Source organism: Dysgonomonas sp. 521 (assembly GCF_010501055.1).
Lineage (GTDB): Bacteria > Bacteroidota > Bacteroidia > Bacteroidales > Dysgonomonadaceae > Dysgonomonas.
In genome coordinates, this window is the sequence record NZ_QVMO01000022.1 from 29,944 (window position 1) to 55,140 (window position 25,197).

The following is a 25,197-nucleotide window of genomic DNA, read 5'->3' on the forward strand; positions in this document are numbered from 1 at the left end:
CTGTCGACTACTTACTGTTAACTGTTAATTGCTTAACTGTTGACTGTTAACTGTTAACTGTCAATACCTGTCTTTCCACAACTTCTTCATCCATTCCACTATTTTATTTTCCGACGCATTTTGTTGCGGCTTCCAAAACTGCCTTCCTTTTATTTCTTTCGGAACATAATCCTGCTGTACAAAATTATTTTCGAAACTATGGGCATATTTATAATCCTTGCCATAGTCCAGCTCTTTCATCAGTTTGGTTGGAGCATTACGCAAATGCAGGGGCACAGGTAAATTCCCGGTATCGTTGACCAGTGCAATAGCCTCATCAATTGACATATATGCGGAATTACTCTTTGGCGAAGTAGCCAGATATATTGTCGCCTCCGCAAGGACAATACGCCCCTCGGGCCAACCGATCTTCTGCAAGGTATCAAAGCAGGCGTTAGCCAGCAATAACGCGTTAGGGTTTGCCAGACCGATATCCTCTGCTGCTAAAATGACCAATCGGCGGGCTATAAATTTAGGGTCTTCCCCTCCCGCAACCATACGTGCCAGCCAGTAGATGGCGGCATCGGGATCACTCCCACGGATAGATTTGATAAAGGCTGAAATAATGTCATAATGCATTTCGCCTCCTTTATCATAAGCCGCCGGATTTTCCTGCAAGCGTTCTGTTACAAGTTTATCGGTTATTATAATCTTTCCTCCGGTTTCGGAAGAGATAACTAAATCGAGTATATTCAGCAGCTTACGGGCATCCCCTCCTGAGAAACGCATCAACGCGCCCGTTTCTTTGAGTTCAATGTCCATTTCTTTGAGGATGACATCCTGCGTAATAGCCCTGTTCGCCAATTCCTCCAAATCACTCTTACTGAGGGATTGTAATACATATACCTGACATCGTGACAACAACGGGCGTATAACCTCAAACGATGGATTTTCGGTAGTAGCCCCGATTAATGTAATCACACCGGTTTCGACCGCTCCCAGTAACGAGTCCTGTTGCGATTTGGAAAAACGATGAATTTCGTCTATAAACAGGATCGGGCTTTTGGTATTGAAGAACTGGGTCTTCTTAGCCTGGTCGATAACCTCACGTACATCCTTCACCCCTGAGTTTATCGCACTCAGAGTATAGAACGGTGTATCCAGTGTATTGGCGATAATTTGGGCTAACGTAGTTTTCCCTACTCCGGGAGGCCCCCACAACAAGAAAGAGGGCACCCTGCCCGACTCTATCATCTTCCGGAGGATAGCGCCCTCCCCTACCAGATGCTTCTGTCCTATATATTCATCGAGATTACGCGGACGCAACCGTTCTGCTAATGGTTGACTCATATTTATAATAAAATTATTAGCCTAAAGTATATAATAATGCTCAGCTTAAAGAAAAAGTATTTCTTCCATATTATTCAAAGAGAGAACACCCGGTCACAGTTGTTTCCCATCCTGGTCATAACTCTCGATTTCTACCAGCCCTCTTGCTGAATCATGCACTATATGGGATTTCAATTGCCCGTTTTTATAATATATTTTACGATATACATATTGCTCATATTTTGTTTCTCCCTCTTCCTGAACTTTTCCATCTTCATAATATATCTTATATGGCCCATTATACCTGTTCCTGTCGCAAAGCCATTCTGTTTTCTTTTGTCCATTCGGGTAGTACTCGTTCCATGCACCTTGTTTATCCCCGTTAGAATAACTTTCTTCGGTTTTTAACTGCCCATTTTCGTAAAATTCTTTACGTGTTCCATCTTTTTGTCCGTTACGGTATGGAGAGGCTATTTTAACCTTACCATCAGGAAAATAATAAGTCTGTACGCCCTCCGACTGTCCTTCGCTATTATAAGAAAAAGTAGATTCCGGACTGCTGTCCCTCAGATAGGATTTTTCGATATATGAGCCATCAGGCTTTATTTCCCGAATCTTCTTTAGTGTTCCGTTATCATACGTTTCTTTCAGGGAAACGACTTTCCCCATATCGTAAACAGACTCAATTATATAATTTTCGTACTTATCGCTCCAACGGGATTCCATCTGGTTACCATCAAGCAACCCATCTACATAATTTTTACTATAACTCAATTTACGTGTCGTAAAATCATATTTTATTTCGGTTCCGTCCTGGCGCCCTTGTTTATAATGGGTTTCACGCGAGACGGTACCATCTGCAAAATACTCGGTGTCGGTACCATCCGGCATATTATTTTTAAAATGTATGATCCGGCTAACTTTGCCGTCATAGTCAAACTCTTTTCTTAGAGTTAAGCAACCGTCTACATAAGACCGTTCGGCTTGTTTACGTCCCCGCTTGTCATAGTCTGTAAGTAAGCCGGTTATAAATCCCTTTTTATATTTAGCTGTATAATAGGCATCTCTGTAAATCCCCGAACCTTCTACTTTATACTCTCCATTGAGAGGCTTTTCGTTATTCGCGTCAAAATATTTAGTACGACCATCTTCTGTCTCTGTTTGCACTATGGATGAATAACGCAAAGTCTTTTGTGCAAGTATAGTCGTAGAAATCATTATTCCTACGATAGTACAAATTAAGGTAATATTAATCTTTTTCATTTATCAAATGTGTAGTTAGAGCCTGTTTAAATTTTAGCGAAAATTTTTATTATAGGCTCTTGTAATTCATTCTTAGCAACTTTTTTATGCTCTTTTTAGCGTCTATTTGGCTCTGCCGATTTTCAATTCCCTTTTTACTCTTGGTTTAGCCCGCTAGACTTACTAGTAAAAATGATAAAATCCATATAAAAATAGTTATAAAAAAGATTTGCTATAAAATTTAAACAGGCTCTTATAAATAGGTTCAAATCTACAAAAAGTTCAATACAATTGCAAGTTATCCATACAGCTAAAATAATTCAAAAAGAATGACATTATAATAAATAAATAAAGTAATTTTGTTAGTTACAGGAAACCAAATCTTTCATCAGAACACCTCGCATATATGGATGCCAATACGATCAACAAAGCTCTACTAGAGGCTATTAGCATAAAATTACCCAAAGGCACCAGTATGGCACATGTGCTTATGGATACCTTACTTATCGGCAAAGAGGCAACTTACCGCAGGCTACGGGGAGAGGTACCTCTATCGATGTACGAGGCCGCTATTTTAGTGAAGAAATACAATATATCCATCGATACCCTTATAGAGACAAACCTTGCCGAGAATTCCGTTTTTGAACTGAAAACCCAACGGTATTACAACCTTAGGGAAAAAGATTACTACATGTTCTACGAATATCTGAACACGCTGAAATATGCTGCGGCAGAATCATATTCGGATCAGGTATTTGCATCTAATATATTTCCGATGTTCCCGTCGAATATGTATTATATGCTGGCCAAATACAGTTCTTTCAGATGGCTCTACCTGAATCAGGGATCCAACACAATGATGACTTTCGACGAATTAGAGTATCCGGATGAGTTATCTAAAGTAAGCAAAGAAATAGTGAATGCGACTATGGATATTAAAAACACCTGTTATATATGGGATAGTACTATCTTTTATTATATAGTAAAGGAGATCAAGTATTTTAGTAAAATACATTTAATAGATAAAGAGAATATACAAAAATTAAAAGAAGATTTATCTTCTTTATTAACATTCATAGAAACCATCGCAATATCAGGTAAGTTTGAAAATGGAAACAAAATTCAGATTTACATAGCGAACCTAAACTCAGACACCTCTTACTCTTATCTGGACACAGAGCGTATGCACATCAGTATGATTGGCGCATTCGCCCCTAATTATGCAGTAGCCCTCGATAAAAAAACACTGCAGAAAATAAAGGAAAGAATACTGTCTCTGAAGAGGATTTCATATCTGATATCAGAGAGTGGTGAAATGCAAAGAATCCAGTTTATTAAGGAACAGCGTGAAATAATAAATACACTCTGATATTTTTAATTTATAATTCATGCGAATCAAGGGTTGCCTAGGGTTGCAGTATACTATTATAAATCAATCTTCTGTTTTGCAGTCAGGTTTCTAAGTCCACGAAGTGGGCTAATATGGATAACTACGGGTAAAACCCGTGGAAAAATCGGATAGGGAGTGGCCGTCTCCGTAGGAGGCGAATAGCATTTGTTTTTGCTATTTGCCTCCTACGGAGACATATTCTTCAGTCAGTTCCTGCCACGGGTTTTACCCGTGGTTATCCACCTTTAGTCCCTTCGGGACAATAAGTTACTGTGCTTTTTAACCCTTGATTCGCATTATTCTGGAATTTCACCCATCCCAGAATTATAAATTAAAAAAGCTCTTATACAAGCAAATTTAAAGATATTCAAATCCTGACAAATCGTCAGAACCTGTCATTTCTATATTTTATTTTTCATTTTGGCATAGCTTTTGATGAATAGATATTGTCGTTGAAAAACGGGAAAATTTATAAATCAAAAACAATAATAAATAAATATAAATTAAAAATGGGAAAAATTATAGGAATTGACTTAGGTACCACAAACTCTTGTGTTGCCGTGCTGGAAGGTAACGAGCCAATCGTTATCGCTAACAATGAAGGAAAAAGAACAACTCCATCTATTGTAGCATTTATTGAAGGAAATGAGCGTAAAGTTGGTGACCCTGCAAAGCGTCAGGCTATTACAAATCCGGAGAAAACAATATATTCTATCAAGAGATTTATGGGAGAAACATGGGATCAGGTACAAACCGAGGTTAACCGTATCCCATACAAAGTAGTGAAAGGAGATAACAATACGCCACGTGTAGACATTGACGGACGCCTGTATACACCTCAGGAAATATCAGCTATGGTGCTTCAAAAAATGAAGAAAACCGCTGAAGACTACCTCGGACAGGAAGTGACAGATGCCGTTATCACTGTACCTGCTTACTTTAGCGACTCTCAACGTCAGGCTACAAAGGAAGCCGGAGAAATTGCAGGTCTTAAGGTTCAACGTATTGTGAACGAGCCTACTGCCGCCGCCCTTGCTTATGGTCTGGATAAGGCCCATAAAGATATGAAAATCGCTGTATTCGACCTTGGTGGTGGTACATTCGATATTTCTATCCTCGAACTGGGAGACGGTGTATTTGAAGTAAAATCAACAAACGGAGATACCCACCTTGGTGGTGACGATTTCGACCAGGTTATTATCGACTGGCTGGCTGAAGAATTTATGAAAGACGAAGGTCTTGACCTTCGCAAAGACCCAATGGCTCTTCAACGCTTGAAAGAAGCTGCAGAGAAGGCAAAAATTGAACTTTCCAGTACAACTTCTACCGAAATCAACCTGCCATATATTATGCCGGTTAACGGTATTCCAAAACACTTGGTTAAAACATTGACGCGTGCTAAATTCGAGCAATTAGCAGATTCTTTGATTCGCAAATGTATCGAGCCATGTCGTCAGTCGTTAAGCGATGCGGGTTACTCTGCTTCTGATATAGATGAGGTTATCCTGGTGGGTGGATCGACTCGTATACCTGCTGTGCAGGCTGAAGTTGAAAAATTCTTCGGTAAAACGCCATCGAAAGGTGTAAATCCTGACGAAGTAGTTGCAGTAGGTGCCGCTATACAAGGTGCAGTACTTACAGGAGAAGTAAAAGATGTATTGTTGCTTGACGTAACTCCGCTTTCACTCGGTATAGAAACAATGGGTGGTGTAATGACTAAACTGATAGAGTCTAACACAACTATCCCTACCAAAAAGAGTGAGACATTCTCTACAGCGGCAGACAACCAGCCATCTGTGCAAATAGTAGTATTGCAGGGAGAACGCCCAATGGCAAGAGACAATAAGCAAATCGGCGTATTCAACCTGGATGGTATATTACCTGCACGCCGTGGCGAACCTCAAATTGAAGTTACATTCGATATAGATGCCAATGGTATCCTGAGTGTTGCTGCCAAAGATAAGAAAACAGGAAAAGAACAATCAATCCGCATAGAAGCTTCTTCGGGACTAAGCGATGCAGAAATCCAACGGATGAAAGACGAAGCTGCCGCCAATGCTGAAGCTGACAAAAAGGAAAAAGAAAAGATTGATAAATTGAACCAGGCAGACTCGGTTATTTTCCAAACAGAAAATCAGTTGAAAGACCTTGGCGACAAGATTCCTGCTGAGCAAAAAGCATCTATCGAAGGTGTTTTGAGCAAGCTGAGAGATGCTCATAAAGCACAGGATATTCCTGCTGTAGACGCTGCAATGGAAGAGTTGACAAAGCTTATGCAAGACCTGAGCCAGAATATATACAATCAGCAACAGTCTGATCCGAACCAACAAGCCGGAGGAAACGCCGGAGGACAGCCTAATGGCGGAGACAATGATGTAACTGATGTTGATTTCGAAGAAGTGAAGTAAGATATACACACTTTATAATATGACTATATAAAGAGCCATCGGAAATTAATCCGATGGCTCTTTATTTTATACAATTGTCTGATATCCCAGAATACAGGGGATGATAAAAAAACAGGGATAATCCATCGCGGACTATCCCTATTCACTAGTATGTAATCAGATTGTTTTACTCAATACCGCCACCAAGAGCTCTGTAAAGATTTACAGTTGCCTGCAGCTGTTCGAGCTTATCATTTACCTGCCCAAGTTGTGCTTGTAACAGATTCTGTTCCGAATTCAGTACTTCTGTATAGTTGGCCTCTCCGGCACTCAATAATTTCTTCGTATCGTCCACAGCCGTTTTCAATGCATCCACCTGCTTCGACCGGTTTTCGTTCTTACGAAGTGAAGACTCATAAGTGTACATAATGTCCGATACCTCCTGACTGGCTTTCAGTACAGTCTGTTCGAAAGTAAGCAACGCTTCTTCCTGTTGAGCCTTGGCAACCTTATACTGTCCTTTTAGCTGGTTTCCGGCAAAGATGGGCTGGGTAAGCCCGCCAACCAGATTAGCTAGTATATTTGTCGGTTGAAAGAATTGTGACAACGTGTTGGAACTATATCCAATTTGTCCTGAGCTCAACGTTATAGAAGGATACAACGATCTTTGGGCTGCATTTCTCATTTCAAATGCATACCTGAATCCCATTTCTGCTTGTATCACATCCGGGCGTTTAGCCAGCATCTGTGCCGGAACCCCAAATTCCAGATGATTTGGAACTGACTGGTCGATGAGGTTTGTTCTGTATATCGAGCCCGGTTTGCGCCCTACAAGTACCGAAAGTGAATTTTCCAGTTGCCTGATCTGGCTTTCAAGAGCCGGAACACTTACCTGTGTGCTGTACAGCAATGCTTCGCTCTGTTTTACCCCGGCACGGTTCAGCAAACCGGCCGTCATCATGGCATCCATTGTATTTGTACTCTCTTTCAGCAATTCTATCGTTTCCAGCGTTATCTTTAGCTGCTCATCCAGTGCCAGCAGAGAATAATAAGTTGTGGCTATATTCGATACCAGTGATGTTTGTATCAGGTTGCGATATGCATGTGTACTTATCAGGTTTGCATATTGCGCCCTCGATTTGCTGCTCAACTTTCCCCACAGGTCGGCTTCCCATGTAACGGCAATGCCCAGACTGTAGTTCGTTGAACCTTTGTATCCAAGTACCCTTTCTTTCCCATTTTTTTCGCTTACTTGTGTGTGATTTACTATTCCACCTAAAGCAATAGTAGGGAAATATGCCGATTTAGCCATCACTAATCCTGCTTCTGCCTGCTGAATACGGGTTATTGCAATCCTCATGTCGAAGTTGTTGGCCAAACCTTCATCAATCAGGGCCTGGAGAGCCGGATCTGTAAAATACTCCCTCCACGGGATATTTGCTATTGTGGTTGTATCTGTCGGGATTTCTCCTCTAAACAAATCTTGAGAGTCTATTTCAGGAGCTTTGTAGTTGCTTGTCACCCCGCAGGAGGTGAATCCCATTGAGAGTATTACCCCCAATAGAACCACACCTTTCATATATTTTCTAATCATAGTCATTATTTTTTATTAATAAACTCATCATTTGAGTTGATCATTCCCGATTTACTAATCTTATCCTGTAGGGACTGGAATATGATATAGAGTGAAGGAATAACCAAAACCCCAATCATAGTACCAATAAACATACCACCTACGGCACTGATACCGATTGACCTGTTACCGATAGCACCTGCTCCTGAGGCAAACATCAGTGGCAACAGCCCGGCGATGAAAGCGAACGATGTCATCAGAATCGGACGAAGACGGGCAACAGCACCATTTACAGCAGCCTCAACGATACTCATACCCTGCTGACGGCGTTGCAATGCATACTCCACAATCAGAATGGCATTCTTAGCCAACAACCCGATCAACATGATCATCGATATCTGTACATAGATATTGTTTACAATACCTTGCGATACCCCGAATATCATCAGGAAGATAAATACCCCTGCAAGACCCACCGGTAATGAGAACAATACTGCAAGCGGGATAATATAACTTTCGTACAAGGCACAAAGCAATAAGTAAACGAATATCAAACATATACCGAATATCAGGATTGTCTGGCTTCCGCTACCTGCTTCCTCACGGGTCATACCTGAGTATTCATAGGTATAGTTGTCAGGGAAGATAGACTTATCCTGAGACATTTCTTCTACTATTTTCAGTACATCCCCTGTACTGTACCCTTTCAGCATGTTAGGGATTATGGTAACGTCCATAGACGAATACATATTGAAACGCGACAATGTAGGAGGAGCAGTCACATCCGATATACGGATAAACTCTGTTATAGGCGACATATCCCCTGAGCCTGTCTGAACGAACAGCCCGCTCAGGTCTTCAAGCTTAGTCCTGTATTCAGGAGCAGCCTGCACCATCACACGGAACTGCTTACCATAAAGGTTGAATGTAGAGATATACGAACTACCAACATACGCCTGCAAAGATGTCATCACCTGGCTAAGGGTCAGCCCCGCCGCTTTAATCTTAGGTACATCGGCTTCGATCAGTTTTTGAGGGAAGTTCGGGTTAAAGTTGGTCATAGCCATCATAACCTCATCCCGTTCCTGCATTTTGTTTACAAAATTTGTAGTAATATCATAGAACTCATGAATATCGCCACCCATCCTGTCTTGTAGCTGCATTTCAACACCGGCACCCAAACCGAAACCTTGCAGTGTAGGTGTAGCCATAAAGAAGAATGTAGCGTTATTGATAGAAGATGTTTTCTCCTTAAGGATTGCCGAAACTTCATTGGTAGACAGTTTACGCTTGTTCCAAGGTTCCATCTTTACAATCATGGTACCATACGAACTACCCATACCTGCCATAAAGTTTACCCCTGTAATATTAGTTACAGCCTGTACACCGTCAATCTCCTGAGCCATACCAACTACCTGTTGTACTATCGAGTCTGATCTTTCCAGTGACGATCCCGGAGGCAATGTGACAAATCCCATTACACCACCCGAGTCTTCCTGAGGTACAAATCCTGTAGGAAGGAATTTCATCAGTCCAAACAAAACAACTGAAGCTACCAAAATTATTGCAACTGTAATCCAGCGATGTCCTCTCTTTCCGAGGAATTGCAAACTCTTCTTATATTTCTGAGTCGCGCTGTTGAAAGTCATATTGAAATAATAGTAGAAACGTTGCATAAAGTTTTTCTTCTTATGCTCTTCGTCATGAGCTTTCAGGAACAAGGCACATAAAGCCGGACTAAGCGTCAACGCATTGACGGCAGAGATCAGGATCGAAATAGCCAGAGTCAGACCGAACTGCTTAAAGAATATACCCGAAGTACCTCCGATAAAGCTGACCGGAATAAATACCGCCGACATTACCAACGTAATGGAAACGATAGCAGGAGCAATTTCTTTCATCGCCGTCATTGTCGCAGCCTTAGGATCCTTCTCTCCGGCATCGAGCTGCGCATGGACGGCCTCGACGACGACTATGGCATCGTCGACCACAATACCAATGGCCAGTACGAGGGCAAATAACGTTAATAAGTTGATAGAGAACCCAAATACCTGCAAGAAGAAGAATGTACCTATAATTGCCACCGGAACTGCAATAGCCGGAATGATGGTAGACCTTATATCCTGTAAGAATACAAACACAACGATAAACACCAGTATAAACGCTTCTATGAGTGTATGGATTACCTTTTCGATAGATGCATCCAGGAATTCGCTGGAGTCCATCAAATAGTTGATACCTACACCACTAGGGAAATTTTTCTCAGCTTCGTCAAGCACGCCTTTTACATTGGAAATAACTTCCTGCGCATTCGATCCTGCAGTCTGACTGATGGCAACGAATACCGCATCTTTCTTATTGGTCTGTGAAACTACCGAATAGTATAAAGCGCCTAATTCAACATCTGCTACATCTTTTACTCTCAAGATCTGGTCGTTCTGAGAACGGATAATTATATTTCCAAATTCTTCGGCAGATTTCAGTTTTCCGGTAAATTTCATCGTATATTGGAACGACTGATCGCTGCTTTCTCCCAATTGTCCGGGAGCAGCTTCAATATTCTGATCTTGCAATGCTCCCATAATTTCTTGTGGAGAAATCTTATATGAAGCCATCACATCCGGTTTCAGCCAGATACGCATCGAATAGTCCTTCGCTCCATATACGTTTGCACTACCCACACCATATACACGTTTTATCTGCGGCAGGATATTGATATTCGCATAGTTCTGGAGAAACATACCATCATAATCGGGATTATCTGTTGTCAGGGTAAACCCTAATATGGTACTGTTCTGTTGTTTTTGTACTATTACACCAGTTTGGGTAACCTCACTTGGGAGAAGCGGATTGGCACGGGCAACCAGATTCTGAACGTTTACGGCTGCAATGTCAGGATTGACTCCCTGTTTGAAGAAAACCCTGGTGGTAGCCTGTCCGTTACTGGCGTCTGATGTCATATATGTCATCCCCTCAACACCGTTTATCTGCTCTTCGATAGGTATTACAACACTGTTCATTACCACATCCGCATTTGCACCGGGATATGTGGCCTGAACCTGTACTGTGGGAGGAGCAATATCGGGATATTGTTCAACCGGTAATGTTGACAACCCGATTATACCCAACACCACTATGATGATAGATATAACGGTTGATAATACAGGTCTTTCTATAAATGTTTTTAACATCGTTATCTATATTTTTTATTTTTATATCCTTTTTGTTATATATTCTGAGACTAAAAGAATTCCGCATACAATATTATATGTATGTCAAACTTTGTTAGCAAATTCTTTGCCTGTTCTTATTTTGCAACAATCTTCTTTCCGTTCGATAATGTCACAATACCATCGCTTACTATACGATCGCCAGTAGATAATCCGTCAGTAACAACATAATTTTTCCCATCAGGTGTTGGAACTACAGTAATCTGTGTAGAAACTACCGAATCGCCCTGTACCTTATAAATCAGATATTTATCCTGTTGGGTAAATGTCGCTTTCTGAGGTATGACAATCGCATTATCAATATGATTAGGGATGATAATATTGCCGCTAAAACCGCTTCTCAGTAGTCCGTGAGCATTAGGGAATTCAGCTCTCAGAGTTACTGTCCCGGTGGTAGTATTCACTAATCCGGTAATGGTCCTTATTTTTCCTTTTTCATCATATATTTTGCCATCAGCCATTCTCAGGCTTACTTCGGGCAGGTTATTGATTTTCTCGGCCTGACTTTTCCCAGGTAAATCAGCCAGCAATTTTATCAGTTCTTTTTCGTTAATAGAAAAATATGCGAATACATTCTTAGAACTGGATACCGTAGTCAGTACATTTCCATTGTTAACCAAGCTACCCAAACGGTAAGCGATAGAACCCACAACTCCGTCTACCGGGCTCGAAACATTAGTCCATCCTATCTGAGCTCTCGCATTTGCCAATTGAGCCTTTGCCTGTGCCAAAGATGCTTCGGCTGAAGACTGCGCGTTTTTATATGTTTTCAACTGAACATCACTAACGATACCCTGACTTGCCAGTGGTTCGAATCTTGCCACATTCAATTCTGCAGTAGCCACCTGTGCTTTTGCACTTTCTACAGCCGCCTCTGCTGTCCTCAAAGCCTGCTCTGCTGAAGGCGAGTTCACTTTAAATAAAGTTTGCCCCTTTCTTACTACCGAACCTTCGTCTACATAAACGGCATCGATAAATCCATCGATACGAGGCCTGATCTCCGTATCATCTTGTCCCTTTACTGTAACAGGGTAAACTGTTTCAAGCTGAACATTTTGTGCACTCAATACCTGAGTAGGGTATTCTTGCGGTGCAACCGGAGCGTCAGTCCCACCCTTCTTTCCACAAGAAGATGCTATAACCATAAGAGCCACTGCTCCAAAAACAATCTGTTTCAAATTCATACCTAATTAATGTTAATTATTTATTGTTTTACCTAATCTATCCATTTCCCGCAATAATATTTGTAACTGCATTTTCAGTGCATTGCGGTCTACATTCTCAAAGAGTAAATCTTGTCCTTCTTTCACTTTCATAATCGCTTTTTCGAAAAGCTCCGAGCCGGCATCTGTCACTTCTACAATGCGCGCTCTGGTGTCCGTTGTACTTTCCCTTCTGCTTATAAGCCCTTTCTTCTGAAGATTCCTTAATATAGTAGAAGTAGTCATCGGGTCTATTTCTGTCTCTTGTGATAATATTATCTGTGTTGCTTCCATCTTTTGTTTCGACATGTGATATATAGCACCCAGCAATTCGAGTTGAGAACCTGTAAGCCCGAACTCTCCAAGTAATTTGTGTTTACCTCTTTGCCAATACTTAGAAACCCTCCAAATAAGATAACCTATATCATCATTGGGATTTTCAAATTTGTTACAATTTCCATCCATTCAATCTTTATTTAAATTTGTTGGCAAATATAATAAGTACACTTATAATAAGTACATATTGTATTCGATAAAAACATGTTGTTTAACATTTTTTATGCAAGCTATAACATTTGTTCAATAAAAAAATAATTGCTATATATAGAAAATGAGAATGTGTGAAAAGTCAAAAAAAGAGTAATCGCCATTGCAGTCCCGACTCGCAATCCCACTCATAATCAAAACTCTATCTTTAGGGGATTTCGTATCAGGCACGGAATGACAGGCTTTTGACACACCCTCATTCTAAAATTTAAACAGTTTCTTATTTCACATTTTCTTTTATATACACATCATAAATATCACTTCCCGAAGATTCTTCGTATATCTGCAGATCGAAATATTTGACAACACCGATAAAGTGATTCACTATTTCGGACAAGATAACTTCATACTCAGCCCATACGGTTGTATTGGTAAATGTATATAGTTCGATAGGCAAGCCTTGGGCTGTAGGTGCAAGCTGCCGTACCAATAATGTCTTATCCTTATCTATCCGGGGATGGTTTCTCAAATAATAAACTCCATACTGAAGAAATAAATCACTGTTCGTTATACGATGCTGATTCAGAGGTATCGAAATATCTGAACCCTGATCCATTTCGGCATACTCTTTCTGTTTGGTCTGTATATATTCTTTAAGCCCATCCACGCCTTTATACTTCTCCAACTCTTCATCAGACAGAAAACGTATCGTATCATGCTTGATATTCAAAGCCCGTTTAAATCGGCGTCCACCGGAGTCTTGCATACCACGCCAGTTCTGAAATGAATCAGAGATTAAAGCATAGGTAGGTACAGTCGTTATCGTCTTATCAAAATTACGGATCTTTACTGTTGTCAGGTTAATTTCCTCTACATTACCATCTGCCCCATATTTGCTCATTGTAATCCAATCTCCAATCTGTACCATATTATTGGTTGTTACCTGAATACTACCTGCAAAGCCTTTGATCGAATCCTGAAATAACAGCATAAGAATAGCTGAGGCAGCCCCCATAGCGGCAAAGAAAGCTGTTGCCGACTGTCCTGTAATGATGGAATATATAATTACCGCGCCAAAGATGAACAGTATTATATTTATAACCTGAAAATAGCTTTTCATTGGCTTGTTATGAAAAGCCGGTTTCTCTTGCAAAACGCCACCAAACGACCTGATGACTGACATGATAAGCCAGATAATCATAAAGACTGCGTAAATATCTGTCAGTTTAAGCATAGGAGAAATCAACGAATGGAAATCGTAGAATATAACCGGTATTGTTCCTCGTACAAAAGAGTAAGGGCCAATCAATGCGATATAATGAGGGAGTTTGTTCTCTATTGCATAATTAATAAATGACAATTTGGTAATACTGGCAGCCCTACGGAGAATAAATAACAAAATCTTCTTTAATAGAAATTGTATGCAAAATGCGATAACTATGACCAAAGCCAGTAATACAATTAGTTTTGTATATATTATCCATTGTTCGGCAATCCCAAACCCTTTGAGAAAACCTTCCATCCAAAGAGCGATGGCTCTAGTGATCGTACCAGCTTCAGCTTGTATTTCCTGTGAATCCATTTCTTACTATTTTAATTTATATTAAAAGATATTCCTTTGTTCTAAACAAGTATTATAAAAAGATGTTCTGCAAAATCAGAGTAAATCCTCTTTGTATTCATATTTTGAGTCTGTTTAAAATATTCGACAAAGATACTAAGCTACAATTTAACAATTATAGAGACTCCTTATAGAAAAACAAATATTAACTTAAAAAATCATAGACATGTTCGGTACATATAAAAATCATATATCCATGTATTCATATTAAAGAGAATATTTGTATATTGCCTATCGGAACATTAAATCTATCGGTATGGAACTCAAAATTATAAACAAAGTATTTTCGGTCTGTAAGGTTCGTAGCGCTGATAATATAAAATTCGACGATGAGTTCTGCTTTGTAAGCAAGACTGATCAGGAAATTTCCCTTGTATGTGAAGAATCATCTACACCCGCAGATTGTATCGTATCCGAAAAGGGATGGAAAGCATTCCGGCTCGAAGGTTTGCTCGATTTCTCCTTAGTAGGGATCTTATCAAAGATATCTAAAATATTAGCGGATAATGAGATAAGCATATTTGCTATATCTACCTTCAATACCGACTATATCCTGATAAAGATAGAGGACTTTGACAAAGCCATAGACGCCTTACAGAGTTATAACTATAGGATCAGCTAAACAGAACCCGCTTCATTTCCGGCCAAAATCAGCAGGAATCTCGCCCCATTTATCTGTCTGCCATTTGATAATCTGGGTAGTATATGTATTTTCCCTGAGCCATTTTTCGGCACGCTCTATCATATAAAAGAGGGATTCATTTTCGGGAACACGCTCCAGCTTTGTCTTACATTTCTTTTCACGAACCCACTTAATGGCATTAACGCTATCGGTGTAAATGGGTATGGAATATCCCTTTTGCTTCAGCAACGCCAAGCCATGTACCAGTGCAAGGAACTCGCCTATGTTATTAGTTCCTCGTTCAAATGGCCCTTGCTTGAATACTTCTTCCCCGCTCTTCACATATACTCCTCTGTATTCGAGCAATCCGGGATTGCCACTACATGCCGCATCTACAGAAAGGCTGTCTTTGATAATCTCGGGGATACTATTTATCGAAATTGCCTTCTTCTTTTCGGCATTCTTTCCCACATACAACCAGGGACTTTCATTATAGGCCTTTTCAGCTGTTTCCTTTGTAGGAAAAGATTTATATATAGCACCATCATATCCTTCTACCTGCGCCTTACACTCTGCCCACGAAGAATAAACTCCCGGTGTAACACCATTCCAAACTACATAGAAATTCTTTTTTGCCACGCTTCCCCTACTTTGAGTATCAATAAAAATATCTGCAAGCGCCTTACACCTACAGATATTCATTATTTTTTTCAACTAGTTATAAATCACTTTTCATTAAAAAAATCTGATGCTTTTTTACGGGCTTTATCCGCAAGCTCATCTACCTTATCTACAAACTTATCGGTATAACTTTGTGTGTTTTTAGAGATATCGGCAAATAAACCCTTCGCTTTATCGAGAAACTCTTCCGACTTGCCTTTAAAGAATTTATCCCAGTCTATATCAAGCCCTTCTTTATCCATATAATCTTTGACTATAGAGACAGCTTTTATTGCCTGATCTTCGGTGAGCCCGGCTTCAACCTGAAGCTTTTTTATTAAGTTTTCCATCGCTGTAATTATTTAAAATGACACATATAAAACAACAATGTAATGTATAAAGTTTGAGAAATAATAGATTAGAACCTGAAACCTACCGATGCCGAGAAATTACGGTTTCTCAACTCGGGATCACTATGCGAGATATTATACAGACCGTATTCGTAATTTATCTTAAAGGTATATATATCATATATCAGTCCCACACTTCCATTCAGCCCATAATCGAAACGCCTCCATCTATCAGGTGTATAGGTATCATATTCATATTCGGGAACAATAGTTTCTACAGGCGCTCCATATCCATCTTCTCTAACAGAGATACTGCTGAATGTACCTTTTCCCTTATAACCATAGGCTGCATAAAAACCTCCATTTATGTTAACAGCAAATGTTTTGGTAAAATACACCTCATAACCCAGATTAAGAGGTATTTGAATATAATTCCCCGTTGTATTACTCCATTCGTCATAGGTAGTTTTCTCATTAATGCTTTCGTCTTTGGTGACGGTATTAACATGCCTTTTCAATCCTTTCTTGGTAACTAAAAAGCCAGTTTGAACTTGCAAATTCCAGAGAATCTTATAATTAAGATTAAAACCAATATGAAGACCCACCTTAGCCTGTTTGTATGTATTATTTCCTTTTCCGCCTATATCCATTTCCGCCAGATTGACACCGGCATAGATATCGGAGGTAAACCGTTTCTTAGGCTTATATTGAGCGCTAATCCCGACACAATAAACAAACAAAGATATTAGTAATATTATTTTTATAAATGTTTTCATAAAGTCAGTATAGTTACTGCAAAGTTAGAATAATTAATTATATATTAAAGTAAACAACTTCTTTTCATCAAAAATTTCGTTTGCTACAGCCAATATCTGCTCTGCCGTTATCGAATCTATTCTTTCAAAGGTCTCTTCTAATGTATTGAAATGGTTATGATGCATAAAATTCTTTCCCAGAGACAAAGCCAGATTCTCATGATTATCCCTCATAACCCCAATTTGTCCCATCAGTTGCCTTTTAGCTGCATGCAACTGCGTGGCAGTCAATTTATTCTTCTTTATTTTATCCAGCTCCTTATATACCAAATCCATGCACTTTTGCACATTCTTCTTATCACACCCAAAGTAAACAGAGGTCACTCCCGTATCGGTATATGCCGTTACGGATGAATCCACATTATAGACGTATCCCCTTTTTTCCCGCAGAGAGATATTTAGCCGGCTATTCATCCCCGGTCCGCCTAGTATATTGTTCAGCAGGTTCAGTGCCCTTCTGTCCCGGTTGTGTAAAGAATATGAACGGCCTCCCAACAAAACATGCGCCTGTGACGTGTCTCTATTTTTTGTCTTTTTTACGGGTAGTATATCCACAGGGCTTACCCTGTCTGCCTGATAAACTGAGGATGAAAGGCCCGACAGGTATTTTTCAGCGTAATACACAACCTTCTTGAAAGCAGTATTACCAACCGAAAAAAAGACAACATTAGACGGCACGTAAAACTTATCCACAAACGATTGAGCCATCTGCGTATTAAATTTTACCAAGAAATCTTCCTCTCCTAATATATTATGCCCTATCCCGGACTTATCGAAGACTAAATTTTCAAACTCGTCAAAGATAAGTTCAGAGGGACTGTCTTCATAAGAATGTATTTCATCGATAATCACCTCCACTTCTTTGTCAATCTCCTGCTGTGGAAAATTAGAATGGAAGGTAATATCGGCAAGCAGTTCGATGGCACGGCTGAAATGTTGTTCCAAAAAGACAGAGTATACGACTGTCTCCTCTTTATTAGTATAGGCGTTAAGTTCGCCGCCTACATTCTCCATACGGTTTATGATATGAAAAGAACGCCGCTTCCGGGTACCTTTAAACAGCATGTGCTCTACAAAGTGAGCCATTCCGTATTCGCCCGGCAACTCGTCGCGCGTACCTGCATTGACCACAAAGCCACAATAAGAGACATTGCTTTCTATCGGTTTATGTACAATACGAAGCCCGTTAGCCAGTGTATGCGTATAATAGTTTATCATTTTTTCTTCATGTAAAATGCCTGCTCTTCAGGTGTTAATTTCTCGATAGAATAGCGCAGCATGGTGCGAGGCATTTCTTTATGATGACGGTTGAGAAAATCAATGAGCAAACTCTTGTCCCGCTTACCGACTTCCCTGAGCATCCAGCCTATAGCCTTGTGTATCAGGTCATGTTTGTGATGTAATAGTTTTTCCGATAATGCCAGAATATCTTTATGGTCGTTCCGCCTGACGAATGCAAATGTAGAAATAACGGCAATGCGCTGATCCCATAAAAGAGTGCTGTCTGCAAGTTCATACAGTATCCCTCTATCCTTATCCACCAGATATTCGCCCACTATATCTTTCGCGCTCAGGTCTACCAAGTCCCAGTTATTGATCCGGTGCGTATACGACAGGTAAAAATCGACTATACTCTTTCTTTTGGCCTCACTTCTTGTTTTCTTGAAAGCTTCAACCAATATCAATAAAGCGCACAGGCGGCACTCGTGATATTTATTGTCAAGAAGCTTTACCAACTCGTCAAAAGAAATATCCTTATTCTCCTTTGCCACTTTGCGGGTATCGGGAACAACAACCCCGAGAAATTTATCGCCCTCTCCGTATTCTCCTTTACCTGTCTTGAAAAAATATGGGAGAAACTCTTTCTTTTCAGGTGTAGAATACGTTTCCAGTTCTTTTTCGATTTCTTTCGCAGTCATAATATTTTAACTAAAAAGTGACAAAAGTGACAACTTTAAGGTTATTCCTGATTGTAACTTTTCTTATCCTGAAAATAACCCTTTATATATAGATAAATTTACAGGTTTTTTATACAGAAGAATAAATCACAATCTATTTGAGTTTCCATTCTGCGCCATCTTTACCGTCCTTTATTTCAAATCCGGCATCAGAAAGTTCTTTGCGTATCTGGTCGGATGTAGCCCAATCTTTATTTTCTTTGGCCTTCTGGCGAATGTCGAGCAATAAATCCACCGCTTTACCAAAGGCTTCGTTACTGCCATTATTTGCATTTGTAGCATCGTTGCGAACACCAAGTATGGAGAACAGGAATGTATCGAAAACAGCTTTCAGTTCGTCTATATCTTCCTGTGCTAGTGTGACGCTACCTGCACATGCCGAATTAATAGCTGTACCGGCTTCGCATAAATGGGCGATAACTATAGCCGAATTCAAATCATCGTTTAATGCGTCATAACATTTTTGACGGATACCCTTTACATCTACAGACGAAACCGTTGAGGCCGGTATCTTATCTATCCGCCCATAAGCATCGAAAAGACGCTCAAGGCTTTTTTCGGCAGCCTGCAATGCTTCGTTGCTAAAATCTACCGTACTGCGATAGTGAGCTTGCAGGATAAAAAAGCGTACCGTCATAGGCGAATATGCCTGAACCAGCATGGGGTGCGAGCCTGTAAAAAACTCGTCTAGGGTAATGAAATTACCGAGAGATTTACCCATCTTCTGCCCGTTTACCGTAATCATGTTATTATGCATCCAGTAACGCACCACACGCTGTTTTTCCATAGCGGTGTTTTGCGCTATTTCACACTCGTGATGCGGGAACATCAGGTCTAAGCCTCCACCATGTATATCAAATTCCTTACCCAGATATCTGATACTCATCGTTGAACATTCGATATGCCAGCCCGGAAAGCCGTCACTCCACGGCGAAGGCCAACGCATGATATGTTCGGAAGCGGCTTTTTTCCACAGGGCAAAGTCCACCTTATTTCTTTTTTCATCCTGACCATCCAAATCGCGTGTAGTATTCAGCATTTCTTCGATATTGCGATGCGACAGGATACCATAATCGTAATCCTTATTATATTTTTCAACATCGAAATATACCGAACCCTGACTTTCATAAGCGTATCCGCTTTTGAGAATTTCCTTAATCGCCTCTATTTGTTCTATAATATGCCCCGATGCGTGAGGCTCGATAGACGGAGACAATACGTTCAGCGCATCCATCGCCTTATGGTACCTGTTTGTATAATATTGCACCACCTCCATCGGTTCAAGTTGTTCGAGGCGGGCTTTTTTCGCTATTTTATCTTCTCCCTCGTCCGCATCATTTTCCAGATGCCCTACATCCGTAATATTGCGCACATAGCGTACTTTGTAGCCGATATGGGTAAGATACCTGAACAAAAGGTCGAAAGTAATAGCGGGGCGGGCATGACCCAAATGGCCGTCTCCATATACTGTAGGACCACAAACATACATCCCCACATGAGGCGCATGAAGCGGTTCGAATAATTCTTTTTTCCGTGTCAGGGTATTATAAATCGATAGTTTTTGTTCCATAACAATACGTCATTTTTTAGAAATACAAAAATACTAAAAAAAGTAATACGTGATGAGGAATAAGGAATGAGTTACGGGACAAACACATGAAAAATCAATACCTTCAAATTTGCGTCAATATAAACAGAAACCTGGTTTTACCGTTCTTCTACAGTTACATGCACAATATCTCCAGGCTGCTTCCCTATTTGCTTGCGAATGCTTTTCAGTATTCCTATTATATGGCATGGAGTTCCCATCTTTACAATGCTACCGGAATAAGGTATTCCGTCGAAAGTTGCATTTACAGGCACTCTACCTTTTCCAAATGCAATTTTTACATCGAAAGGGATTTCCAGATATGCACCATCTATATCAGGCACCTTTTTTATTTCAGCGTCAAATTCAAATCTTTTATTCATATTATCAATCCTTTATACCAAACTGATCGGGGATATTGTCTATTATCCCGAAAAGCTCGTCTACGGATTCCGTGCGCAACATGGCTACTCTTATTTTCTTAAAGTCGGGCAGTCCCTTAAAGACAGAACTTGCGGCCAGATGACGGCGGCTATGGATGATACCGCCCCGTTCGCCCGAATGAGCGATATTCTTATTTACCATCTCCTTCAGTACATCAAGATACCATCTGAACTCCTTTTTCGCCAACTTCTCCCCGGTATTCAGGAAGTGTTTTACTTCTTCGAATACCCACGGGCTACCGATACTCCCCCGCCCTATCATTACGGCGTCTACGCCTGTTTCTTCAAATCGCTGTTTACATACCTCAGGTGTAGTAAGGTCCCCATTACCTATAATGGGAATATGCATGCGTGGATTATTCTTAACCTCCCCTATCAATGTCCAGTCGGCTTCGCCCGAATACATTTGCGAACGTGTGCGCCCGTGAATCGTCAATGCCTGTATGCCAGCATCCTGTAACCGCTCTGCAAGTTCAACGATTATCTTAGAGTCGCAGTCCCACCCCAGACGGGTCTTTACCGTCACGGGAATATTCACAGCCTTTACAACGGCCGCCGTTATATCAACCATCAGATCCGGCGTCCGCATCATACCCGAACCGGCGCCTTTGCCCGCCACCTTTTTTACTGGGCATCCAAAATTAATATCAAGAATATCAGGATTGGCCTCTTCGCATATTTTAGCCGCTTCGACCATCGCCTCTACTTCGCGCCCGTATATCTGGATGGCCACAGGACGCTCTTCTTCACTGATTGTCAGTTTAGCCTGCGTTTTGTTCACATGGCGTATCAATGCATCGCTGGATACAAATTCGGTATATACCATATCTGCGCCAAACTGTTTGCACATCAGGCGGAAGCCCATATCTGTAACATCCTCCATTGGTGCCAGAAACACCGGATTTTTGGAGAAATTTATATTGCCTATTTTCATTATACCTTATAGATTTTAATTAAAAATCAGGCACAAATATAGTTATCTTTTATCAGATGAGAAAGAGGAAGTTATTTTGTAGCGCGTAGCATTTCTCTTTTGCCGGGAGGGCCGGGCAGCCGCTCCACCCTGTAGCCTGATTGTTGCATCATTCTGCGAACAATGCCTTTTGCACAATAAGTTACCAATATGCCACCTTGGCTTGTAATATTATAGAGGGAATCAAAAATCTTCTGCGACCACATTTCCGGCTGTTTATCAGGCGCGAACGCGTCATAATAAATAAGGTCTACCGGATGGCCTAAAGAACTTAAATCGAATCCGGTAAGATTACATTCTATCTTCGTAAGTGTGAAATCCGGTAATATCGGGACTTCTTTGCCCCATTCGGCTTGATGCAGTTTATTATACAGTTGTTTATCCTCGTCCGGATATCTGTCCGCATAGTTCAGTTTCTCTATAATGGATATGGGCAAGGGATAAAGTTCCAATCCTGTGTAGCGGACTGATTTATGGGTACTCTTTATCTCCTGCAAGGTCAAAAAGGCATTTAATCCGGTGCCGAAGCCTATTTCCAGAATATCAATATTATCTTTCTTGCAGCAGTGCATCCCTGCATTGATAAAAACATGAGTTGACTCCTGTATCGCACCGTTTACCGAATGGTAATGCTCGTCCATTCCGGATACGAAAAGAGTGTGAGACCCATCGGCAGTAAGCTCTATTAGGGGTTTCACACTCATTTCTCTTTGTGTCTAATTATCACTCCTTTTCAATTAAAGCGACTGCATAAGAGGCAAAACCTTCCTCACGCCCAACAAAACCCATCTTTTCCGAGGTTGTCGCTTTAATTGATATATCGTCAACAGAAATCTGTAAAATTTCTGCCATCACTTTCTGCATCGCGGGTATATGCGGGTTAATCTTTGGACGCTCGGCACATATAGTAGCATCTATATTACCAATTTTATACCCTTTCTCGGTGATTACTTCCAGCGTCTTCTTCAGCAGTATTTTGCTATCAATATCTTTATATTCGCCTGCCGTATCCGGAAAGTGAAAACCTATATCCCGTAAATTTGCCGCGCCGAGCAAAGCATCGCATACCGCGTGTATAAGCACATCGGCATCGGAATGTCCCAATAGTCCCTGACTATGTTCTATTTTGACCCCTCCCAGCCACAACTCTCTGTTGTCGGCAAGGCGGTGCACATCATAGCCAAAACCTACCCGTATCTTCATACTATCAAACAGCTTTTTCTTAAAATATTATTTAAACAGGTTTTTCATTGCGTCAATATCGAATCCAAGGGAGAAACGCAATGTTTGGTCTAACGGATTCTGTTGAGCTGTAGCTACCAGATAAGCTACGTCCAGCTGGAATGCGCTCATCTTGAATCCGGCGCCAAATGTAACATACTGACGGTTACCTTTCATCTTGTTTTCGTGGAAATAACCTGTGCGTACACGGAATTTATCGTTATAATCGTATTCAGCACCAACCGACCACATGATTTCTTTCAACTCTTCGGAGAATCCGCCGGGAGCATCACCGAATGATTTAAAGATACCGGAGATAGGATTTATCTCTCTGTAGTCTTTTAGTCTCTTCTCGAATTCGTCATTCGTTTCATCTTCTTTTTGAAGTGGGGGCGTAGGTACCAGATATTTATTAACGTCTACACTGAACGACAATGTACTTACGTCATTCATAGGGTACATGATGGACGCACCTAAACGTAAGTTTGTAGGTAAGAAGTCGTTACGCGGGCCACCATCGGTAGATATTTTTGTACCTATATTAGAGATATTAAAACCAAAGCTTAATAAACTTTCAGAGCTACCTGTACGGATATATGATTCGTTATAACCCGAAATATCTGCGGCAAACGCATTACCTGCCGAAGTTCCTTCCGAGGCACCCGTATAGTCTGTACGGATGTAACGAACAGTTACCGCACCCGAAAATGTTTCGCTCAACTTACGGGAATAAGCTACGTCGAAAGCCATTTCGTAAGGAGAAACGCTGTTCAGGAAGTTTCCATAGCCGTCAGTAATATTTACATCACCAATAGAGAAGTAGCGGATAGACGCGCTTATAGCCTGATTGTTTTCATTTCCAAGCTTATAGTAACCAACACCATAAACAAGCGCTACATCATTAATGATTTTTCTCAACCATGGAGTATATGATAATCCAAATCCTGCCTTACTTGGATTGAAGGCATATTTAGCCGCATTCCAGTGCTGTGAATATACATCGGGAGCTGTAGCCACACCAGCATCTCCCATACCACCACCACGGGCGTCGGGCGCTATAATTAGCGACGGCACACCTGTTGTTATCGGATTCATGTCATCTTGTGCATTTGCACCGAGTGCAATCAATGTAAAGATATTTACAAACAAGATTTTCTTTAAAAGACTCTTCATTTATTCTACTATTTAAGTAATTAATTTATTTGTTAAGGTTTAATTATAGTTTGTTAGCATTCTCTTAATCCTTAATGTATATAGATAACAATTTTTGATACAAATTATTGTTTACCTTCGGGAATTTAACATTTCAGCATTCAACAAACTGTTATTTCCAGCAATTTCTCTCCTTCCACTTCGCCTATCAAACGGTTACCGATCTGCACTTTACCCACTCCTGCCGGAGTGCCTGTGAATATCAAATCGCCTGTTTTCAGGGTAAAGAAACGGCTGGCATACGCTATAATTTTATCTACCGGATGTATCATTTCCGAGGTATTGGCGGCCTGTACCACTTTACCATCTATCAATAGCCGAAAATCAATATCATCAATAAGCTTCTCGTATTTGCTTTTCGGTACAAACTGTCCGACAGCCGCAGAATTGTCAAAAGCCTTGGCTATCTCCCACGGAAGCCCTTTCTGTTTCAATCCGGCTTGTATATCCCTCGCGGTGAAGTCTATACCCAGGGTTAGCTCTTCGTAGTAACGGGAAGCGAACCGTTCAGCAATGTTCTTCCCCATCTTACTTATTTTCACTACAACTTCGGCTTCGTAATGTACGTCAGATGAAAAATCGGGAATATAGAAATCCTTCTTATCTCCTGAGAGCAAAGCTGTATCGGGCTTCATAAAAAGGACAGGATCATCGTCGCTACTGGATAATGCCCTGTTCATCTCTTTATTATGTGACTGGTAATTCTGACCTACACAGATAATTTTCATCTCTTTACTGCAAAAATCCACGGCAAAGATACATAAGTTTCTAAGTAACAGAAAAAAAATAATACAACATTTTTCTATCTTAACAGACTTTGTCAGGGCAACCGCATCAAATTTTCAATAGTTTCCTGAGATATTGAGTATCCAACGCAGCTTTATATAGCCTCTTTTTAATACTCAACTTGTCTTTC

At 40.6% G+C, this 25,197-nt stretch carries 22 protein-coding genes; 3 read left to right on the forward strand and 19 right to left on the reverse strand.

Annotated features, from left to right (window positions below; genetic code table 11):
- Window positions 1–60: 60 nt before the first annotated feature.
- Both D0T84_RS08460 and D0T84_RS08465 read right to left on the reverse strand, forming a co-directional pair.
- Entirely contained in the window at window positions 61–1,329 is a 1,269-nt protein-coding gene (locus tag D0T84_RS08460; RefSeq protein ID WP_163307446.1) for a replication-associated recombination protein A, read from the reverse strand.
- A gap of 93 nt (window positions 1,330–1,422) precedes the next feature.
- Window positions 1,423–2,571 carry a toxin-antitoxin system YwqK family antitoxin gene (locus D0T84_RS08465; RefSeq protein WP_163307447.1) on the reverse strand — a complete coding sequence of 383 codons (1,149 nt, stop codon included), beginning with the start codon at window positions 2,569–2,571 and terminating at the stop codon, window positions 1,423–1,425.
- A 385-nt stretch (window positions 2,572–2,956) separates the two neighbouring features.
- Here D0T84_RS08465 and D0T84_RS08470 point away from each other — a divergent pair, with 385 nt between their 5' ends.
- The gene (locus D0T84_RS08470; RefSeq protein ID WP_163307448.1) at window positions 2,957–3,919 is read left to right on the forward strand and encodes a hypothetical protein; all 963 of its coding nucleotides are present in this window, start codon (window positions 2,957–2,959) and stop codon (window positions 3,917–3,919) included.
- A 530-nt stretch (window positions 3,920–4,449) separates the two neighbouring features.
- Entirely contained in the window at window positions 4,450–6,348 is a 1,899-nt protein-coding gene (dnaK, locus tag D0T84_RS08475) for a molecular chaperone DnaK (RefSeq protein WP_163307449.1), read from the forward strand.
- 166 nt (window positions 6,349–6,514) lie between these two features.
- On the opposite strand, the gene D0T84_RS08480 is transcribed toward dnaK, so the two are convergent.
- The 5 genes from D0T84_RS08480 to D0T84_RS08500 all read right to left on the reverse strand — a co-directional run bounded on the left by D0T84_RS08480 (window position 6,515) and on the right by D0T84_RS08500 (window position 14,400).
- Complete coding sequence (locus D0T84_RS08480; RefSeq protein ID WP_163307450.1) at window positions 6,515–7,921, reverse strand: efflux transporter outer membrane subunit; 1,407 nt, start codon at window positions 7,919–7,921, stop codon at window positions 6,515–6,517.
- A gap of 5 nt (window positions 7,922–7,926) precedes the next feature.
- Complete coding sequence (locus D0T84_RS08485; protein WP_163307451.1) at window positions 7,927–11,091, reverse strand: efflux RND transporter permease subunit; 3,165 nt, start codon at window positions 11,089–11,091, stop codon at window positions 7,927–7,929.
- Window positions 11,092–11,207: 116 nt separating this feature from the next.
- Window positions 11,208–12,314, reverse strand: a complete 1,107-nt coding sequence (locus D0T84_RS08490; protein ID WP_163307452.1) for an efflux RND transporter periplasmic adaptor subunit — start codon at window positions 12,312–12,314, stop codon at window positions 11,208–11,210.
- A gap of 12 nt (window positions 12,315–12,326) precedes the next feature.
- Window positions 12,327–12,797, reverse strand: coding sequence for a MarR family winged helix-turn-helix transcriptional regulator (locus tag D0T84_RS08495; protein WP_163307453.1), 471 nt, complete (start codon window positions 12,795–12,797; stop codon window positions 12,327–12,329).
- A 301-nt stretch (window positions 12,798–13,098) separates the two neighbouring features.
- Window positions 13,099–14,400: a mechanosensitive ion channel family protein gene (locus D0T84_RS08500; RefSeq protein ID WP_163307454.1), complete on the reverse strand. Its 1,302-nt coding sequence runs from the start codon at window positions 14,398–14,400 to the stop codon at window positions 13,099–13,101.
- Window positions 14,401–14,695: 295 nt separating this feature from the next.
- Between D0T84_RS08500 and D0T84_RS08505 the strand changes: the two genes are divergently transcribed.
- A complete protein-coding gene (locus D0T84_RS08505) occupies window positions 14,696–15,061 on the forward strand; it encodes an ACT domain-containing protein (RefSeq protein WP_163307455.1) in 366 nt (121 codons plus the stop codon).
- Window positions 15,062–15,073: 12 nt separating this feature from the next.
- On the opposite strand, the gene D0T84_RS08510 is transcribed toward D0T84_RS08505, so the two are convergent.
- The 12 genes from D0T84_RS08510 to D0T84_RS08565 form a co-directional block, all read right to left on the reverse strand.
- A complete protein-coding gene (locus tag D0T84_RS08510; RefSeq protein ID WP_163307469.1) occupies window positions 15,074–15,700 on the reverse strand; it encodes a ribonuclease H family protein in 627 nt (208 codons plus the stop codon).
- A gap of 86 nt (window positions 15,701–15,786) precedes the next feature.
- A complete protein-coding gene (locus tag D0T84_RS08515) occupies window positions 15,787–16,071 on the reverse strand; it encodes a hypothetical protein (RefSeq protein WP_163307420.1) in 285 nt (94 codons plus the stop codon).
- A 68-nt stretch (window positions 16,072–16,139) separates the two neighbouring features.
- Window positions 16,140–16,847: an outer membrane beta-barrel protein gene (locus tag D0T84_RS08520; RefSeq protein WP_163307456.1), complete on the reverse strand. Its 708-nt coding sequence runs from the start codon at window positions 16,845–16,847 to the stop codon at window positions 16,140–16,142.
- Window positions 16,848–16,880: 33 nt separating this feature from the next.
- Window positions 16,881–18,104 (reverse strand): pitrilysin family protein, encoded by a 1,224-nt coding sequence (locus D0T84_RS08525; protein ID WP_163307457.1) that lies wholly within the window; start codon window positions 18,102–18,104, stop codon window positions 16,881–16,883.
- Window positions 18,101–18,805 (reverse strand): DNA alkylation repair protein, encoded by a 705-nt coding sequence (locus tag D0T84_RS08530; protein ID WP_163307458.1) that lies wholly within the window; start codon window positions 18,803–18,805, stop codon window positions 18,101–18,103. The genes D0T84_RS08525 and D0T84_RS08530 overlap by 4 nt, the downstream gene beginning before the upstream one ends.
- Before the next feature lie 133 nt (window positions 18,806–18,938).
- Window positions 18,939–20,414 (reverse strand): cysteine--tRNA ligase, encoded by a 1,476-nt coding sequence (gene cysS, locus D0T84_RS08535; protein ID WP_163307459.1) that lies wholly within the window; start codon window positions 20,412–20,414, stop codon window positions 18,939–18,941.
- Window positions 20,415–20,551: 137 nt separating this feature from the next.
- A complete protein-coding gene (locus D0T84_RS08540) occupies window positions 20,552–20,815 on the reverse strand; it encodes a DUF1905 domain-containing protein (RefSeq protein WP_163307460.1) in 264 nt (87 codons plus the stop codon).
- A 4-nt stretch (window positions 20,816–20,819) separates the two neighbouring features.
- Window positions 20,820–21,809, reverse strand: coding sequence for a tRNA dihydrouridine synthase DusB (dusB, locus tag D0T84_RS08545; protein WP_163307461.1), 990 nt, complete (start codon window positions 21,807–21,809; stop codon window positions 20,820–20,822).
- A gap of 71 nt (window positions 21,810–21,880) precedes the next feature.
- The gene (gene mnmD, locus D0T84_RS08550; protein WP_163307462.1) at window positions 21,881–22,552 is read right to left on the reverse strand and encodes a tRNA (5-methylaminomethyl-2-thiouridine)(34)-methyltransferase MnmD; all 672 of its coding nucleotides are present in this window, start codon (window positions 22,550–22,552) and stop codon (window positions 21,881–21,883) included.
- Window positions 22,553–22,571: 19 nt separating this feature from the next.
- Complete coding sequence (gene ispF / locus D0T84_RS08555; protein ID WP_163307463.1) at window positions 22,572–23,051, reverse strand: 2-C-methyl-D-erythritol 2,4-cyclodiphosphate synthase; 480 nt, start codon at window positions 23,049–23,051, stop codon at window positions 22,572–22,574.
- 27 nt (window positions 23,052–23,078) lie between these two features.
- Complete coding sequence (gene porV / locus D0T84_RS08560) at window positions 23,079–24,242, reverse strand: type IX secretion system outer membrane channel protein PorV (RefSeq protein WP_163307464.1); 1,164 nt, start codon at window positions 24,240–24,242, stop codon at window positions 23,079–23,081.
- Window positions 24,243–24,382: 140 nt separating this feature from the next.
- Window positions 24,383–25,009, reverse strand: a complete 627-nt coding sequence (locus D0T84_RS08565; protein WP_163307465.1) for a fumarylacetoacetate hydrolase family protein — start codon at window positions 25,007–25,009, stop codon at window positions 24,383–24,385.
- Window positions 25,010–25,197 lie beyond the last annotated feature (188 nt).

Bases quoted from the DNA above. Each gene is read 5' to 3' on its own strand.
- D0T84_RS08460 (WP_163307446.1), bottom strand. From the start codon at position 1,329: ATGAGTCAACCATTAGCAGAACGGTTGCGTCCGCGTAATCTCGATGAA.
- D0T84_RS08465 (WP_163307447.1), bottom strand. From the start codon at position 2,571: ATGAAAAAGATTAATATTACCTTAATTTGTACTATCGTAGGAATAATG.
- D0T84_RS08470 (WP_163307448.1), top strand. From the start codon at position 2,957: ATGGATGCCAATACGATCAACAAAGCTCTACTAGAGGCTATTAGCATA.
- dnaK (WP_163307449.1), top strand. From the start codon at position 4,450: ATGGGAAAAATTATAGGAATTGACTTAGGTACCACAAACTCTTGTGTT.
- D0T84_RS08480 (WP_163307450.1), bottom strand. From the start codon at position 7,921: ATGATTAGAAAATATATGAAAGGTGTGGTTCTATTGGGGGTAATACTC.
- D0T84_RS08485 (WP_163307451.1), bottom strand. From the start codon at position 11,091: ATGTTAAAAACATTTATAGAAAGACCTGTATTATCAACCGTTATATCT.
- D0T84_RS08490 (WP_163307452.1), bottom strand. From the start codon at position 12,314: ATGAATTTGAAACAGATTGTTTTTGGAGCAGTGGCTCTTATGGTTATA.
- D0T84_RS08495 (WP_163307453.1), bottom strand. From the start codon at position 12,797: ATGGATGGAAATTGTAACAAATTTGAAAATCCCAATGATGATATAGGT.
- D0T84_RS08500 (WP_163307454.1), bottom strand. From the start codon at position 14,400: ATGGATTCACAGGAAATACAAGCTGAAGCTGGTACGATCACTAGAGCC.
- D0T84_RS08505 (WP_163307455.1), top strand. From the start codon at position 14,696: ATGGAACTCAAAATTATAAACAAAGTATTTTCGGTCTGTAAGGTTCGT.
- D0T84_RS08515 (WP_163307420.1), bottom strand. From the start codon at position 16,071: ATGGAAAACTTAATAAAAAAGCTTCAGGTTGAAGCCGGGCTCACCGAA.
- D0T84_RS08520 (WP_163307456.1), bottom strand. From the start codon at position 16,847: ATGAAAACATTTATAAAAATAATATTACTAATATCTTTGTTTGTTTAT.
- D0T84_RS08525 (WP_163307457.1), bottom strand. From the start codon at position 18,104: ATGATAAACTATTATACGCATACACTGGCTAACGGGCTTCGTATTGTA.
- D0T84_RS08530 (WP_163307458.1), bottom strand. From the start codon at position 18,805: ATGACTGCGAAAGAAATCGAAAAAGAACTGGAAACGTATTCTACACCT.
- cysS (WP_163307459.1), bottom strand. From the start codon at position 20,414: ATGGAACAAAAACTATCGATTTATAATACCCTGACACGGAAAAAAGAA.
- D0T84_RS08540 (WP_163307460.1), bottom strand. From the start codon at position 20,815: ATGAATAAAAGATTTGAATTTGACGCTGAAATAAAAAAGGTGCCTGAT.
- dusB (WP_163307461.1), bottom strand. From the start codon at position 21,809: ATGAAAATAGGCAATATAAATTTCTCCAAAAATCCGGTGTTTCTGGCA.
- mnmD (WP_163307462.1), bottom strand. From the start codon at position 22,552: ATGAGTGTGAAACCCCTAATAGAGCTTACTGCCGATGGGTCTCACACT.
- ispF (WP_163307463.1), bottom strand. From the start codon at position 23,051: ATGAAGATACGGGTAGGTTTTGGCTATGATGTGCACCGCCTTGCCGAC.
- porV (WP_163307464.1), bottom strand. From the start codon at position 24,242: ATGAAGAGTCTTTTAAAGAAAATCTTGTTTGTAAATATCTTTACATTG.
- D0T84_RS08565 (WP_163307465.1), bottom strand. From the start codon at position 25,009: ATGAAAATTATCTGTGTAGGTCAGAATTACCAGTCACATAATAAAGAG.